11 protein-coding genes are annotated in these 14,769 nt (G+C 75.8%); 5 read left to right on the top strand and 6 right to left on the bottom strand.

What is annotated here, in order from left to right:
• Positions 1 to 34: 34 nt before the first annotated feature.
• Complete coding sequence (locus ZF1_RS14085; RefSeq protein ID WP_482637480.1) at positions 35 to 1,939, bottom strand: histidine kinase; 1,905 nt, start codon at positions 1,937 to 1,939, stop codon at positions 35 to 37.
• Positions 1,940 to 2,033: 94 nt separating this feature from the next.
• On the opposite strand from ZF1_RS14085, the gene ZF1_RS14080 reads away from it, so the two are divergent.
• Positions 2,034 to 4,583 (top strand): DEAD/DEAH box helicase, encoded by a 2,550-nt coding sequence (locus ZF1_RS14080; protein ID WP_482637479.1) that lies wholly within the window; start codon positions 2,034 to 2,036, stop codon positions 4,581 to 4,583.
• Between the two features lie 123 nt (positions 4,584 to 4,706).
• Positions 4,707 to 6,851 (top strand): putative bifunctional diguanylate cyclase/phosphodiesterase, encoded by a 2,145-nt coding sequence (locus tag ZF1_RS14075; protein ID WP_482637478.1) that lies wholly within the window; start codon positions 4,707 to 4,709, stop codon positions 6,849 to 6,851.
• Positions 6,852 to 6,853: 2 nt separating this feature from the next.
• Here ZF1_RS14075 and ZF1_RS14070 read toward each other — a convergent pair whose 3' ends face one another.
• The 3 genes from ZF1_RS14070 to ZF1_RS14060 form a co-directional block, all read right to left on the bottom strand.
• Entirely contained in the window at positions 6,854 to 7,639 is a 786-nt protein-coding gene (locus ZF1_RS14070) for an LLM class F420-dependent oxidoreductase (protein ID WP_482637477.1), read from the bottom strand.
• A gap of 47 nt (positions 7,640 to 7,686) precedes the next feature.
• On the bottom strand, positions 7,687 to 8,559 hold the full coding sequence (locus ZF1_RS14065) for a DUF742 domain-containing protein (protein ID WP_482637476.1): 873 nt from the start codon (positions 8,557 to 8,559) through the stop codon (positions 7,687 to 7,689).
• A 203-nt stretch (positions 8,560 to 8,762) separates the two neighbouring features.
• Positions 8,763 to 9,701, bottom strand: a complete 939-nt coding sequence (locus tag ZF1_RS14060) for an alpha/beta hydrolase (RefSeq protein ID WP_482637475.1) — start codon at positions 9,699 to 9,701, stop codon at positions 8,763 to 8,765.
• A gap of 93 nt (positions 9,702 to 9,794) precedes the next feature.
• Here ZF1_RS14060 and ZF1_RS14055 point away from each other — a divergent pair, with 93 nt between their 5' ends.
• Positions 9,795 to 10,724, top strand: coding sequence for a hypothetical protein (locus ZF1_RS14055; RefSeq protein ID WP_476651397.1), 930 nt, complete (start codon positions 9,795 to 9,797; stop codon positions 10,722 to 10,724).
• Positions 10,718 to 11,071, top strand: a complete 354-nt coding sequence (locus ZF1_RS14050; protein WP_062394920.1) for a GntR family transcriptional regulator — start codon at positions 10,718 to 10,720, stop codon at positions 11,069 to 11,071. The genes ZF1_RS14055 and ZF1_RS14050 overlap by 7 nt, the downstream gene beginning before the upstream one ends.
• Positions 11,072 to 11,087: 16 nt before the next feature.
• Here the strand turns inward: ZF1_RS14050 and ZF1_RS14045 are convergent, their stop codons facing one another.
• Complete coding sequence (locus ZF1_RS14045) at positions 11,088 to 12,296, bottom strand: acyl-CoA dehydrogenase family protein (protein WP_073574915.1); 1,209 nt, start codon at positions 12,294 to 12,296, stop codon at positions 11,088 to 11,090.
• 233 nt (positions 12,297 to 12,529) lie between these two features.
• On the opposite strand from ZF1_RS14045, the gene fdhA reads away from it, so the two are divergent.
• Positions 12,530 to 13,744 carry a formaldehyde dehydrogenase, glutathione-independent gene (fdhA, locus tag ZF1_RS14040; protein WP_482637474.1) on the top strand — a complete coding sequence of 405 codons (1,215 nt, stop codon included), beginning with the start codon at positions 12,530 to 12,532 and terminating at the stop codon, positions 13,742 to 13,744.
• 43 nt (positions 13,745 to 13,787) lie between these two features.
• Here the strand turns inward: fdhA and ZF1_RS14035 are convergent, their stop codons facing one another.
• The gene (locus tag ZF1_RS14035) at positions 13,788 to 14,630 is read right to left on the bottom strand and encodes a DUF1932 domain-containing protein (protein WP_482637473.1); all 843 of its coding nucleotides are present in this window, start codon (positions 14,628 to 14,630) and stop codon (positions 13,788 to 13,790) included.
• Positions 14,631 to 14,769: the final 139 nt, after the last annotated feature.

Here is a 14,769-nt window from a genome sequence, read left to right as displayed (position 1 = left end):
CGGGCGGTGCACGCCACTCCCCCGCCGACGGGTGTCACACGACGGGCACGCCCAGCGGCAGGACCAACAGGACGAGCGGGACGCGGGCGGACCGCTCCGCCGGGTCCGCCGGATGGACCTCCACCCGGGCCGTGGGCCCGTCGGGGGCGTCCGGGTCCAGCCGCACGTGGACCGCGCCGCCCGCGCTGTGCGGCTCGATCTCCTCCTGCACCCCGCGGCGGACCGCGGCGAGCACCGACAGCGGCGGCACCGCCGACGACGGGTCGACACCGGCCCCGGACGGGTCGTCGAGCTCGGTGGTCAGCCGGGCGCCGAATCGGGTCCGTTCGATCTGCAGGTACGCCCGCACGGCGGCGAGCTCCTCGTCGAGCCGGATCGAGGGCTCCCCGGCCCGGTCCGCGGCCCGGGATAGGTCGGCGAAGCCGAGCAGCAGCTCCCGGGCCCGTGGCGGGTCGGTGCGCACCAGCGAGGCGATGGTGTTGAGGGTGTTGTAGACGAAGTGCTGCTCCAGCCGCCGCGACAGCGGCCCGTGCCAGGGGCCGTCCGGGGCGGCGGCCGGCGGCGCGGGGTCCACGGGGACGGGCGGGACGGCGTCGCGGACCCGGATGCGGACGGTCTCGTCGGGGGCCGGGGCACGGTGCGCGCCGGGCCGGGCCGGGCGGCCCTCGTCCGGTGGCGTGTCACCGGCGGGCCGGTCGGGGTCCGCGGTGCCGGCGCGGCCGGCGGGGCCCGGGGCTCGGGTGCCTGCCGCGGCGTCCCCGTCCTCGGACGCGGGCCGGGTGCCCGGTGCGGCCGCGGCACCGGCGCGGGGCAGGACGACGGTCTCCGGGCCGTGCCCGGGTGCCTGCCCGGTCCCGCGGCCCGGGCGGCGCAGCGCGACGGTCGGGCGGGCCGCCGACGCCGCCCGGCGTGCCGCGTCGATCGCGCCGGCCAGGTCGTCGTCGTGCTCGGCGGGCGCCACCAGACCGCGCCAGGACGGCAGGGTGAGCCGTCCGGCGGCCGTCCGGCCCCGGTGCTCGACCGCCGCGACCAGGCCGGGGGCCAGCCAGCGGGCGTCGACGCCGATCCCGTCGGGCACCCCGAGCGGCGGGTTCCCGGTGGCGGGGACGCGCAGCACGGTGCGGGCGTCGACGTCGGCGGCGCCGATCCCGACGCGGCCCACGTAGCGGAGCCCGTCGGGCTCGGGCAGCGCCAGCAGCACGGCACCGATCCGCTCCCGGCCCCCGCCGGGGCCCCCGGCGGGCACCCAGCCCGCGACGAGCACCTGCCGGTGGCGGCGCAGCGGCACCCGCAGCCAGTTCCGGGTGCGCCGCCCGGGCTGGTAGGGCAGGTCGAGCCGCTTGAGGTGCAGCCCGTCGAGGCCGTAGCGCTCCGCGGTCCGGACCACGAGGTCGGCCTCGTCGAGCCCGAACGAGGGCGGGACCAGGATCTTCGGCCCGGCCAGGTCGAGCGCCTCCAGCTCCGCGCGGCGCCGCCGGTAGGGCAGCTCGAGGGTGCGGCGGCCGTCGCAGAACAGCAGGTCGGTGACCACGTAGCCGACCGGCACCTCGGTCCGCAGGGCCGCGTCCGGGGACACCGTCGCGGTGCGGCGCAGCAGCGGGCCGCGCGACGGGCGGCCCGCCTCGTCGAGGGCGACCACGGTGCCGTCGAGCACCATGCCGCCCGGCGGGGCCTGGTCGCCGAGCACGGCGAGCTCGGGGAAGGACCCGGTCACGCTGCGTGCGGTGGAGGACAGCAGCCGGACGCGGCCGGGCCGGGCGTAGGCCACACAGCGGTGGCCCTCCCAGGCGAACTCGACCGCCCAGCGGTCCGGGTCGCCCGCGTCGGTCAGCTCCCCCGCGGCGGGCAGCATCGGCGGGACGAGGTCGGGCATGGGCGCAGCAGGACCCGCGCCGGCGCGCGCCTGCCCGGCGCCGTGCGTCGCACCGACCCCCACCACGGCATCCACGCTATCCCCCGCACGGGCGAGTGCGGGCGCCACCTCGGCGCTGCGGCGCCCGGTGTCGGGGGTGTCTGCGACGATCGGTCCCATCATGACGCTCACCGACCGGCTGCCGCGCTCCTCCGACCCCGCGAACCCCCCGGATCCCGCCGCGCTGGTGGACACCTTCGCCGAGTGGGCGTTCGACGAGCGCGGTCTGTCGCTGTACCCGGCGCAGGAGGAGGCGCTGCTGGAGCTGGTGACCGGCGCCAACGTGATCCTCTCGACGCCGACGGGCTCGGGGAAGTCGCTGGTCGCGATCGGCGCGCACGCCGCGGCGCTGGCCCGCGGTGAGCGCAGCTTCTACACCGCGCCGATCAAGGCGCTGGTCAGCGAGAAGTTCTTCGCGCTGTGCGAGGTGTTCGGCGCGGACAAGGTCGGCATGCTCACCGGCGACGCCGCGGTGAACGAGAAGGCGCCGATCATCTGCTGCACCGCGGAGATCCTGGCGAACCTCGCCCTGCGCGAGGGCCCCGGGACCGACGTCGGCTCGGTGATCATGGACGAGTTCCACTTCTACGCCGACCCGTCGCGCGGCTGGGCCTGGCAGGTGCCGATCGTCGAGCTGCCGCAGGCACAGTTCCTGCTGATGAGCGCCACGCTGGGCGACACGTCGTTCTTCGCGGAGGACCTGACCCGGCGCACCGGGCGGGAGACCGCGGAGATCACCTCCGTGGAGCGGCCGGTGCCGCTGCACTTCCGCTACGTCGTCGAGCCGCTGCACGAGACGATCACCGAGCTGCTGTCGACGCGTGAGGCGCCGGTCTACGTCGTGCACTTCACCCAGCAGGCCGCCGTCGAACGGGCGCAGGCACTGATGAGCGTCAACGTCACCTCCAAGGAGGACAAGGCCGCGATCGCCGAGACGATCGGGGCGTTCCGGTTCACCTCCGGCTTCGGCCGCACCCTGTCCCGCCTCGTGCGCCACGGGATCGGCGTGCACCACGCCGGCATGCTCCCCCGCTACCGGCGGCTGGTGGAGACCCTCGCCCAGGCCGGCCTGCTCAAGGTCATCTGCGGTACCGACACCCTCGGCGTCGGCATCAACGTGCCGATCCGCACGGTGCTGTTCACCGCCCTGTCCAAGTACGACGGGCGGCGCGTGCGCCCGCTCAAGGCCCGCGAGTTCCACCAGATCGCCGGCCGCGCCGGGCGGGCCGGGTACGACACCGTCGGCACCGTCGTCGCGCAGGCCCCCGAGCACGACATCGAGAACGCCAAGGCCCTGGCCAAGGCCGGCGACGACCCGAAGAAGCGCCGCAAGGTGGCGCGCAAGCAGCCCCCCGAGGGGTTCGTCGGCTGGTCGGAGACCTCGTTCGAGAAGCTCCAGCAGGCCCGGCCCGAGCCGCTGACCAGCCACTTCGAGGTCACCCACGCGATGCTGCTCAACGTGGTCTCGCGCGGCGGGGACACCTACGCCGCGATGGAGCACCTGCTCACCGACAACCACGAGCCCCGCAAGCGGCAGCTGAAGCACATGCTGCGGGCGATCGCGATCAACCGGGCGCTGCGCACCTCCGGCGTCGTCGAGCAGTACACCGTGGACGGTGCGACCCGTCCACGGGCGCGGGTGGTCGACGAGCTGCAGCTGGACTTCGCGCTCAACCAGCCGCTGTCGCCGTTCGCGCTCGCGGTGTTCGAGCTCCTCGACCGGGAGTCGCCGACCTACGCACTCGACGTGCTCTCGGTGATCGAGTCGACCCTCGACGACCCCCGCCAGATCCTCGCCGCCCAGCAGAACAAGGCCCGCGGCGAGGCGATCGCGGCGATGAAGGCCGACGGCATCGAGTACGAGGAGCGGATGGCCCACCTGGAGGAGGTCACCCACCCCAAGCCCCTCGACGAGATGCTGCACGCCGCGCTGGAGACCTACCGCCGCGGCGCACCGTGGGTCGCCGACGCCGTCCTGTCGCCGAAGTCGGTGGTCCGGGACATGAGCGAGCGGGCGATGACGTTCACCGAGTACGTCTCGCACTACCAGCTCGCCCGCTCCGAGGGCCTGGTGCTGCGCTACCTGGCCGACGCCTACCGGGCGCTGCGCCAGACCGTGCCCGAGCACGCCCGCACCGAGGAGCTCACCGACCTCGTGGAGTGGCTGGGCGAGCTGGTCCGCCAGACCGACTCCTCGCTGCTCGACGAGTGGGAGAAGCTCGCCGCCGGGGCGGGTGCCGACGGGGAGGTGCTGCCGCCGGGGGCCGAGGTCGCCGTCGCCACGCCGACCGGGGTCACCGGCAACGCCCGCGCGTTCCGGGTCATGGTGCGCAACGCGCTGTTCCGCCGGGTGGAGCTCGCGGCGATGGGCCGCTACGCCGAGCTGGGCGATCTCGACGCCGACGCCGGCTGGACCGCCGACCGCTGGCGGGACGCCCTGGCCCCCTACTTCGCGATCCACGACCGGATCGGCTTCGGGCCGGACGCGCGCGGGCCCGAGCTGTTCGACCTCACCGAGGAGACCGACCGCTGGCTGGTGCGCCAGGTCCTCGACGACCCGGCGGGCGACCGGGACTGGGCGATCACCGCCGAGGTGGACCTCGCCGCCTCCGACGAGGCCGGTGAGGCCGTCGTGTGGGTGACGGAGGTGACCGACGGGTCGCCGGACTGACCCGATCGGTCCGTCGCGGGGCGTAGAGGTAACCCGGTCGGCCCCACCGGGCGGGTCGGATCGGTTACGGTGTCCACCGATCATGAGGGAAGTCCCTCCCACCGGAGCGAACGGGGGCGGTGGATGCAGCAGGCCGACGTCGCCGCTGCTCGCGCCGACCACGGACGGGCGCTCGTCCCCGCAGCGCTGCCCGACCCCGCCGACCTCGCCGCTCCCTGGGCCTCGGAGCTGGCCCGGCACTCGGTGCTGCCGGCCACCGAGCTCCGCCCGGTCCTCGACCGGGTGACCACGCAGCTGCGGGAGGCCGCGCTGGCGGAGCGGTACGACCCGGCCCTCCCGGCGGCAGCCGGCGGGGACCTGGTGCGGGCGCGGATCCACCAGCCGGGCTGCCTGGAGATCGGGATGGAGCTGCTCGGGGCGCACCTGGAGCCGGCCGCGGACACCGCCGCCCGGGTCCGGCGGATCGCGGCCGTGCTGGCGGCGTTCGCCCGCGGGTTCACCGAGGCGACCCGCAGCCTGGTCCTCGCCGAGCACGAGCAGGTCACCCGGGCCGCGCTGGAGGCCCGCCGCGTCGCCGAGGAGGCCCGCCGCCGCTCGGACCTGCGGCTGCGGACCGTCGTCGACTCCGCGGCCGTCGGGATCGTGATCTTCGAGCCGGACGGGCGGCTCGTCGAGGTGAACGAGGCGGCCGCCGTCATGACCGGGTACACGCCCGCCCAGCTGCTGAGGATGCGGGTCACCGACTTCGTGCACCCGGAGTCGGCGCCGGAGGTGTGGGCCGAGCGGCCACGGCTGCTCGACGGCTCCCTGGACCGGCTCCGGGTGGTCCGCCCGGTCCGGCGCGCCGACGACAGCGACGTGTGGATCGACGCCGTGGTCACCCTGCTCGGCCCGGTCGGTGGTGACGAGCAGCTGCTCGTCGCGGTGGTGTCCGACGTGACCGACCAGTTGCTGATGCAGGAGAACCTGGCCCACCAGGCGTCGCACGACCCGCTGACCGGGCTGCCGAACCGGTCGCTGTTCTTCGAACGCCTGGGCGCCGCGATCGACGCGGGCTCCTCCGGTGGCCGCCCGGGGATCTGCTACCTGGACCTGGACGGGTTCAAGGTCGTCAACGACACCCTGGGCCACCAGTCCGGGGACCGGCTCCTGCAGGTGCTGGCCGACCGGCTCCGGGGCGCGCTGGAGCCCGGCGGGCATCTCGTCGCGCGGATGGGCGGCGACGAGTTCGTCGTGCTGGTGCCGCGCACCGCCGACCGGGCCGAGCTGGAGGAGGTCGCGACCCGCGCGCTGGGGACCGTGCGCCGCCCGGTGCGCGTCGACGGCCGCGACATCGTGATCTCGGCGAGCGTCGGGGTGGTGCGCCACGACGGCGAGCTGGGCATCGACGAGCTGATCGCCGCCGCCGACACCACCCTGTACTCGGCCAAGCGGGCCGGCCGCGGACGCTACGTGCTCTACGACCGCGACCGGCACCGCGACGACGTCGCCCGCTTCGAGCTGTCCTCGCAGATGCCCGAGGCGCTGCGCCGCGACGACTTCGTGGTCGTCTACCAGCCCCTGGTGCGCCTGACCGACGAGCAGACCATCGGGGTCGAGGCGCTGGTGCGCTGGCAGCGGCCCGACGGGCAGCTGCTGGGCCCGGACCGGTTCATCCCGCTCGCCGAGGAGACCGGGCTGGTCGTGCCGCTGGGCCGCCGGGTCCTCGACGAGGCGTGCCGGCAGGGCCGGGTCTGGGCCGACGCGTACCCGGACAGGCCGCTGACGATCAGTGTGAACGTCGCCGCCCGGCAGGTGACCGAGTCGGACCTGGTCGCCGACGTCGCGGCGACGCTGGAGCGCCACGACTGGCCGCCGGAGCTGCTGCAGGTCGAGCTGACCGAGTCCGACCTGATGGGCTCCCCCGGCCGGCCGCTGGCCACGCTGCGCGAGCTCGATCGGCTCGGCGTGAAGATCGCCATCGACGACTTCGGGACCGGCTACTCCAACCTCGCCTACCTGCGGCACCTACCGGTGCACCGGCTCAAGCTGGCCGGGCACTTCCTGGCCGGGACCGCCGAGCGCGACGACGTCATCCTGCGCACGCTGATCTCGCTGGCCTCCGCGCTGGACCTGGAGGTCACCGCCGAGGCGGTGGAGACCCGGGAGCAGGCGGCGCGGCTGCGCGAGTACGGCTGCGCCAACGCCCAGGGCTGGTACTACGCACCCGCGGTCGTCGCGGAACGGGTCCCGGACCTGATCCGGGACCCGTTCCTGCGTGCCCTCTGAGCTCAGCCGTTGCGCTCGTCGCGCCAGGCGATCCAGTCCTTCAGCCGGGACAGGTCGTAGCCGCCCTGGCCGTCCTGGCCGACGGTGAACAGGCGCACCCCGGCGTCGTGGAGGGCGGCGCCGTCGTCCTCCGGGGCGCCCTCGACGCCGACCGAGCGTTCGATCTCGGCCGGGTCGCGGCCGATGTCGCGGCAGTGCCCGTCGAGGATGCCGCTCTTGCGGGTGACGGTGTCGACGTCGCCGAAGCCGTGCCAGATGCCGGCGTGCTCGGCGGTGTAGCGCAGGGTCTTCTTCTCGCCCCCGCCGCCGATGAGGATCGGGATGTCGCGGGTCGGCGCCGGGTTGAGTACCGACCAGCGGCTCCGGATGCGGGGCAGGGCCGCGGCCAGGTCGTTCAGCCGGCCGCCCGCGGTGCCGAACTCGTAGCCGTACTCGTCGTAGTCGCGCTGGAACCAGCCGGAGCCGATACCCAGGATCAGCCGGCCGTCGGAGATGTGGTCGACGGTGCGGGCCATGTCGGCGAGCAGCTCGGGGTTGCGGTAGCTGTTGCAGGTCACCAGGGCGCCGATCTCCACCCGGGAGGTCGCCTCGGCCCAGGCGCCGAGCATGGTCCAGCACTCGAAGTGCTTGCCGTCGGGCTCGCCGTAGAGCGGGAAGAAGTGGTCCCAGTTGAAGACGACGTCGACGCCGGCCTCCTCGGCGGCGGCCACGGTGCGGCGGATGTCGGCGTAGTCGGCGTGCTGGGGCTGCAGCTGCAGTCCGATGCGGACGGGACGGGGATCGGTCATGTCCCCATCCTGGCCCCGGCGGCCGGGCCCCGCAGGGCACCCGCGGGTCAGAGCCGGCGCAGCCCGGCCAGCACCCGGTCCATCAGCGCGACGCTCGGCCCGTCCTCCGCCGAGGACACACCGTGCACCACCAGGCGCCCCTCGGAGGCGAGGTCGTCGATGAGCACCCGGGCGACGCCCAGCGGCACCGCGGCGAGCGCCGCGACCTCCGACACCGACCGGGGCCGGGTGCACAGCCGCAGCACCGCGGCGCGCTCGACCGAGTCGGCGCGCGGGACGGGGCCGGGGGCGGGCCGCACCGAGACCAGCGTCTCCAGCCGCAGCTCGGCGCGGACCCGGGTACGGCCGCCGGTCATGACGTAGGGCCGGACCGTGGCGAACGCCGGCACCTGGAGCGGCTCGGCGTCCGGCGGCGCGGTGAGCTGGGGCACCGGGTGCGGGGACGTCGCGTGCGGGGGCGCGGACGGGGAGGACACGGGGCCCGCCGCCGCGGCCGGACGCCCCGGTCCCGGCGCGGGGCGGCCGGCGACCACGGGCAGCGGCGCGGTGTCGGCGGGCCCGGGCGTGCCGGTGTCGCCCTCCGGGCCGCGACCGGTGCCGGCCGCCGCGGGGTCACCGGTCCCGGTGCCGCCCACCGCGGTGTCGTCGGCCGGGAGCCCGTCCGTCTCCGCGCGGGCCGCCGCACGGCGCGCCGCCCGCTCGCGGCGGCTCAGCCGGGTGCGCTTCGCGGAGTGCCCGCCGAACCGGGCCCCGGTCACCCCGACCAGGTTCTCCGGCCCGGGCTCCGGCTCCTCCGCCACGACGACGGGCTCCGGGTCCGGCTCCGGCGGCCTGCCGTGCGGGTACTCCGGGTCGGGGGCGTGCCGGGACGGGGGCGCCCCGAACCGGGCCCCGGTGCGTCCGATCTCCGACCGTGCCATCCACCCTCCGCGCCTCGCGGCCGCGGCGGCCCGCGGGCGCCGCTGTCGTCCGTTCCGTCCCGCGGTGCGGTCGTCGTCACGATGCGCGACCGGGGAGCCACAGGGTGGCGCGGGACGGCTACCGCACCGTGTCGTCCGTGTCACGTCCGTGTGACGTGACCCCGTCGGTGCAGGTCACGAGCACCGTGGTTCACCCGATCCGGCTAGCGGCGCAGCAGCGTGGTGAACGCGGCCAGCGCCTGCCCGGCGGTCCGCTCGGCCGCGGGCACGACGCCGAGGAACGCGACGTAGCCGTGGATGAGACCGGGTCCGTCGACCTCGACGACCTCCACCCCGCCCGCGCGCAGCGCCACGGCCCAGTCGCGGCCCTCGTCGCGCAGCGGGTCGAACTCGGCGGTGGCGACCACCGCGGGCGCCAGCCCGGACGGGTCGGCGGGCGCGGCGGCCCCCAGCGGCGCGACCTCGGGTCCGGCCGGGGTCGGGCCGGACAACAGGCTGTCCCAGAACCAGCGCATGTCCGCGGCGGTGAGGAAGTAGCCCTCGCCGTTCTCCCGGTACGACGGAGTCGCCCCCTCCGGCGCGAGCGCCGGGTAGAACAACAGCTGGGCGGCCGGGCGCGGGCCGCCGCGGTCGCGGCAGCGCAGCGCCAGCCCGGCGACCATGCTCGCCCCGGCGCTGTCGCCCGCCAGCCCGAGCCGCCGGCCCGGGAACCGGCCTGCGACGGCGAGCAGCGCGGCCCAGGCGTCGTCGAGCGGCGCGGGGTGCGGGTGCTCGGGCGCGAGCCGGTAGTCCACCGCGACGACGACCGCGCCGGTCGCATTCGCCACCCGCCGGCACACCGGGTCGTGGGTCTCCAGGTCCCCGACGACCCAGCCGCCGCCGTGCAGGTAGAGCACCACGGCCGCGCCGTCGTCGCCCTCGGGGACGTAGCTGCGCACCGGCACCGGGCCCGCCGGGCCGGGGACGGTGTCGTCGTCGACCCGGCCGACCTGCTCGGGCACGAACCCCGGTCCGCGTCGGGCCAGGGCGAGCGACCGGTAGTGGGCCCGGGTGGCGACCGGGTCGCCGTCGCGGACCAGCGGCAGGGCCCCCGCCCCGGCGAGGGTGTCGAGCACGGTCCGGAACGCGGGGTCGAGCGCCATGGCCGTGACGCTAGCCGGTCCCCGGGGGATGTGCAGACACTATTATTCTAGTACATTGCGAACAAGTTCGGATCACTCGACGAGAGGGACGCCATGACCACACCCGTCGTGCGCACGAGCCGTCGCCGGCTCCTCGCCACCGCACCGGCCACCGCACTGACCGTCGCGGGCCTGGCCGCCCTGGTGGCCACCCAGCCGCCCGGCCGGACGCTCCAGACCACCCTCGCGGTGGTCGTCGTGGGCCTGCTCGCGATCGGGCTGCCGCTGCTGCGGCTGCGCTCCGGGCGGCCCGACGTGGAGCGCCGCGCCGTCGGCACCGCCTGGGCCTTCGCCGTCATCGTGTGGTGGGTGCCCGGCACCCGGCTGGCTCCGCAGGTCCCGGGCTGGGCCTGGACCGCCGGCGTCCTGACGGCGGTCGCCGCCGCCTACGGCATCGGACACCTGCTGGCCGGGCCGGACGCCCCGCGGCCGTCGGCGACCGGCAGCGCCCCGGCCGGAGCGGTGCGCACCCCGCTCGCGCCCGGTGAGCGGTACCTGTGGGCCCGCACCGTGCTGTCCCGCCCCACCCTGGTCGTCGCGGCGGTGCTGCTCCTGGCGGCCGTCGCCCAGCTGGCGGCCGGCGGCAGCGCGGTGCTGGTCGTCGTGCTCGTTGCCGCCGCCGTCGTCTCGACCGCACTGACCGCCGTCGCCCGGGTCCGTGTCGACGGCGACGGGGTACACGTCCGGCAGGCGCTGCTCGGACGGCCGCTGGCGGAGGCACCGCTCACCGAGGTCCGCGGCGCGCGGTCGGAGCAGCTCGACCCGGAGCGCTTCGGATGGAACGAGTACGGCGTCCTGCGCCGGTCGCCGTCCGTGCTCGGCTACCGCGCCCGGCGGGCCGGGGAGGCGCTGGTGCTCGACCTCACCGACGACCGCCGGTTCGTGGTCACGGTGCCCGACGCCGCCACCGCGGCCGGGCTGGTCAACGCCGAGCTCGACCGTCGCGCCGGGCACGGCGCGGCCGGCGCCGCACCGTCGTGCTGATCCGGGTCGACCCGTCGTCGCCGGTGCCGCTCGGGGACCAGGTCGCGGCCTCGGTCCGCCGGGCGGTCGCCGACGGCCGGGCCGCCGCCGGGGACCGGCTGCCCCCGGCCCGCGAGGTCGCGGGCGCACTGGGGATCAATCTGCACACCGTGCTGCGCGGCTACCAGCAGCTGCGCGACGAGGGCCTGGTCGACCTGCGGCGCGGCCGCGGGGCCGTGCTCACCGAGCGGGCCACCGGTGGACGCGCCGAGCTGGAGCGCAAGGCCGGTGAGCTGGCCGAACTGGCCCGGCGGCTCGGGCTCGACGAGTCCGACGCCCTCGGCGCGGTGCGGGCCGCCTTCCGTTGACGCCGCGGCGCCGCCGTCAGCCGAGCGGGCTGCGCGGCAGCAGCCGGTCGGAGATGATCTTGCGCTGGATCTCGCTGGTCCCCTCGAAGATCGTGGTCAGCCGGGCGTCGCGCCAGTGCCGTTCCACCTGGTGCTCGGTGGTGTAGCCGTTGCCGCCGTGCAGCTGGATGCCGTCCGCGGTGACCTCGGCGGCCATCTCGGTGGCCAGCAGCTTGACCATCGCCGCCTCCCGCTCGCAGGGCTCGCCGAGGTCGAGCCGGTGCGCCACGTTCTGGTAGAAGGCGCGGGCCTGCTCGACCCGGGCGGCCATCGTCGCGAGGGTGAACCGGACGGCCTGGAAGTCGCCGATCGGGTGCTCGAACTGGTGGCGTCGCTGCAGGTAGCGCACGCAGTCCTCGACGGCGGCCCTGGCGAGCCCGACCGCCCGCGCGGCGGTGTGCACCCGGGCGATGTTCAGCCACGACTGGGCGTCGGCGAATCCCTCGCCGCCGGCGCCGAGCTGGTTGCCGACCGGCACCCGCACGCCGTCGAACTCCAGGTCCCAGGTGACGAAGCCGTGGTAGCCGATCTTGTCGATCGGGCGGCCGGTGATCCCGGCGGGGAAGGTGTCGCGCTCCTTCTCCACGACGACCGTCGCCAGGCCCGCGGAGCGCTTCTCCCCCGGCGCAGGGTCGTCGGTGCGCACCAGCACCTGGATGAAGTCGGCGGCCTTGGCGTTGCCGGTCCAGCGCTTGTGCCCGGTGATCACGAACTCGTCGCCGTCGCGGACCGCGCGGGTCTCCACCCCGGCCAGGTCGGACCCGGCGTCGGGCTCGGACAGCGCGATCGCGCCGATCCACTGCCCGCGAGCCGACCGGCGCAGCAGCTCCGCACGGCGCTCCGGGTCGGTGACGGCGGTCCCGGCGCCCTGCGCACGGGCGATGATCGACCCGACGCTCATCCACGCCCGGGCCAGCTCCTCGGCGACCATGCAGTACTCGAACGCCCCGAGACCCAGCCCGCCGTGCTCACGGTCGACGGTGATGCCGAAGTAGCCCAGCTCGCCCATCTCGTCGAGCAGGTCGCGCGGGATCTCGCCCTTGCGCGGGTCCAGCTCGTCGGCGACGGGCAGCACCCGGGTCGCGGCGAACTCGCGGGCCTGCTTCTGCAACGCCTCGCGCTCGGGGGTGTGGTACGGCGCGGTCAGTACCGGGACAGGCGGCTCGAGAAGATCGTCACTGGCCATGGGCGCAGTATCACCCGTCCCGGCCGACCCCGCCCGGACCCGACCGGTCGACCCCGACCATCGGCACAGGACCGCTGCGGCACGCATCGCCGCGTGCGCATGTCGGCACGGGGTGGGAGGGTCGGCAGCGGGCGACGCGGCCCGACCCGTGGGGGCGCGGGATCGGTGCGGCCGCGTCACCGCCGCGCGGCCGCGACCGCGGTCCGCGCGTCCACGCAGGAGGGGAGCGCACCATGCCCGACAACCGCGTCGTCGTGTACAAGGGACCCGGCGAGGTCGCCGTCGAGTCGATCGACTACCCGAAGCTGGAGCTGCCCACCGACGTCGTCGACGGGCTCGGCATCGCGCGGAAGGCTCCGCACGCGGCGATCCTGAAGATCGTCACCACCAACATCTGCGGATCCGACCAGCACATGGTCCGCGGCCGCACCACCGCACCGGTCGGGCAGTCGCTCGGCCACGAGATCACCGGCGAGATCGTCGAGGTCGGCGACGACGTGCTGTTCGCGAAGGTCGGCGACATCTGCTCGGTGCCGTTCAACATCGCCTGCGGGCGTTGCCGGATGTGCAACGAGGGGAAGACCGGCGTCTGCCTGAACGTCAACCCGGCCCGTCCCGGCGCCGCCTACGGCTACGTCGACATGGGCGGCTGGATCGGCGGCCAGGCCGAGTACGTGATGGTGCCCTTCGCCGACTTCAACCTGCTGCGCTTCCCCGACCGCGACCAGGCGTTGGAGAAGATCCTCGACCTCACGATGCTGTCGGACATCTTCCCGACCGGCTACCACGGCGCGGTGACCGCCGGGGTCACCACCGGATCGACGGTCTACGTGGCCGGCGCCGGGCCGGTCGGGCTGGCCGCGGCGCACGCCGCGCAGCTGCTGGGGGCGGCGGCGGTCGTCGTCGGGGACATGATCCCCGAGCGGCTCGCGCAGGCGCGCAGCTTCGGCTGCGAGACCGTCGACCTGTCCGGCGACGGGACCCTGGCCGAGCAGCTGGAGCAGCTGCTCGGAGAGCCCGAGGTGGACGCCGCCGTCGACGCCGTCGGGTTCGAGGCCCGCGGACACGGGCGCGACGCCGGGGAGGCGCCCGCGACCGTGCTGAACTCGGTCATGGAGGTGACCCGGGTCGGCGGCGCGCTCGGCATCCCGGGGCTCTACGTCACCGGCGACCCGGGTGCCGCCGACGACAAGGCCAAGGAGGGCACCCTCGGCGTGCGGATCGGGCTGGGCTGGGCGAAGTCGCACAGCTTCACCACCGGCCAGTGCCCGGTGAAGAAGTACAACCGGCAGCTGATGCAGGCGATCCTGTCCGACCGGGCGCAGATCGCGAAGGCGGTCAACGCGACCACGATCTCGCTGGACGACGCCCCGCGCGGCTACCAGGAGTTCGACGGCGGCGTGGCCCGCAAGTTCGTGATCGACCCGCACGGCAGCGTCGCGGCGTGAGACCGGCCGGGTCCGGTGCCGCCGTCGCGGTGCCGGGCCCGGCTCACCCGCCCGCCCCGGCGGCGCGCCGGTAGAGCTCGGCGGCGGCGCGGGAGAAGCCGTCGGGCACCCCGGCGGCGGCGAACGCGTCGGCCGCCTCGTCCATCTCCCCCGCCCAGCGCCACGCCTTTCCCGCCATCCGCTCGCGGGCGCGGGCCAGCGCGGCGGCGTGGTCGACCCCGGCCCGGTCCAGCTCGGCGTGCAGGGCCCCGGTGACGCCGAACGCCGCGGCGGCCTCCTCGAGCGCCAGCCACAGCACGGGTGCCGCCTTGCTCTGCAGCGCGAAGCAGGCCTTCAGCCCGCTCGCGGCGCCCAGGTCGGTCCCGGCGGTGCCGAGCACCCGGGCGTCGAACGGGCTCGGCTCGAACAGGGTGGCGGCGGTGTCCGCCCCGGGCCCGGACAGCCACAGCGTCGTGGTGCCCGCCGTCCAGGCGGGCGGGCCGATGACGGCGCCGTCGCAGACGGTCGCGCGGTCGCCGAGCAGTGTCGCGATGCCGCGGACGGTGTCCGGGGACACCGCGTTGGCCTCGACGTAGAGCGGGCGGTCGGTGCGCCCGGCCAGCCCGGCGCCCACCAGGCCCGCGACCTCGCGCGCGGCGTGCGGCGGGCAGATCGACACGATCACGTCGGCCCGGGCGGCGAGGTCGGCGACGGTCGGCACCGCCTGCAGGTCGGCCAGCTCGGCGCGCTTGGCGGTGGCGTGCGAGCGCCCGGCGTCGGCCCAGATCACCGCGCCCGCGCGGGCCTTGAGCGCCGATCCGAGCGCGGCGCCCATCGCGCCGGGGTGCAGGACCCCGACCACCGGCCGGGCGGGCAGGGACACCGGCTGCGCGGACGGCGACGACATGGGGTGATGATGGCACCCCGCCCCGCCCGTCGCGGCGGGCTCACCCCGTCCCGAGTGCGGCGGCCGGGTCGTCGAGCACCACGCGCGGCCTGCGGGCCCGCGTCGAGGAACCAGGTGTCGTCGTCGACGGCGGTGGTGT

This window comes from Pseudonocardia sp. ZF1 (assembly GCF_056835605.1).
This window is presented reverse-complemented; position numbering and strand designations above follow the sequence as displayed.

What these genes read in the sequence shown, in the direction of transcription:
- ZF1_RS14080 (WP_482637479.1), top strand. Translation starts at nt 2,034, where the DNA reads ATGACGCTCACCGACCGGCTGCCGCGCTCCTCCGACCCCGCGAACCCC.
- ZF1_RS14075 (WP_482637478.1), top strand. Translation starts at nt 4,707, where the DNA reads ATGCAGCAGGCCGACGTCGCCGCTGCTCGCGCCGACCACGGACGGGCG.
- ZF1_RS14070 (WP_482637477.1), bottom strand. Translation starts at nt 7,639, where the DNA reads ATGACCGATCCCCGTCCCGTCCGCATCGGACTGCAGCTGCAGCCCCAG.
- ZF1_RS14065 (WP_482637476.1), bottom strand. Translation starts at nt 8,559, where the DNA reads ATGGCACGGTCGGAGATCGGACGCACCGGGGCCCGGTTCGGGGCGCCC.
- ZF1_RS14060 (WP_482637475.1), bottom strand. Translation starts at nt 9,701, where the DNA reads ATGGCGCTCGACCCCGCGTTCCGGACCGTGCTCGACACCCTCGCCGGG.
- ZF1_RS14055 (WP_476651397.1), top strand. Translation starts at nt 9,795, where the DNA reads ATGACCACACCCGTCGTGCGCACGAGCCGTCGCCGGCTCCTCGCCACC.
- ZF1_RS14045 (WP_073574915.1), bottom strand. Translation starts at nt 12,296, where the DNA reads ATGGCCAGTGACGATCTTCTCGAGCCGCCTGTCCCGGTACTGACCGCG.
- fdhA (WP_482637474.1), top strand. Translation starts at nt 12,530, where the DNA reads ATGCCCGACAACCGCGTCGTCGTGTACAAGGGACCCGGCGAGGTCGCC.
- ZF1_RS14035 (WP_482637473.1), bottom strand. Translation starts at nt 14,630, where the DNA reads ATGTCGTCGCCGTCCGCGCAGCCGGTGTCCCTGCCCGCCCGGCCGGTG.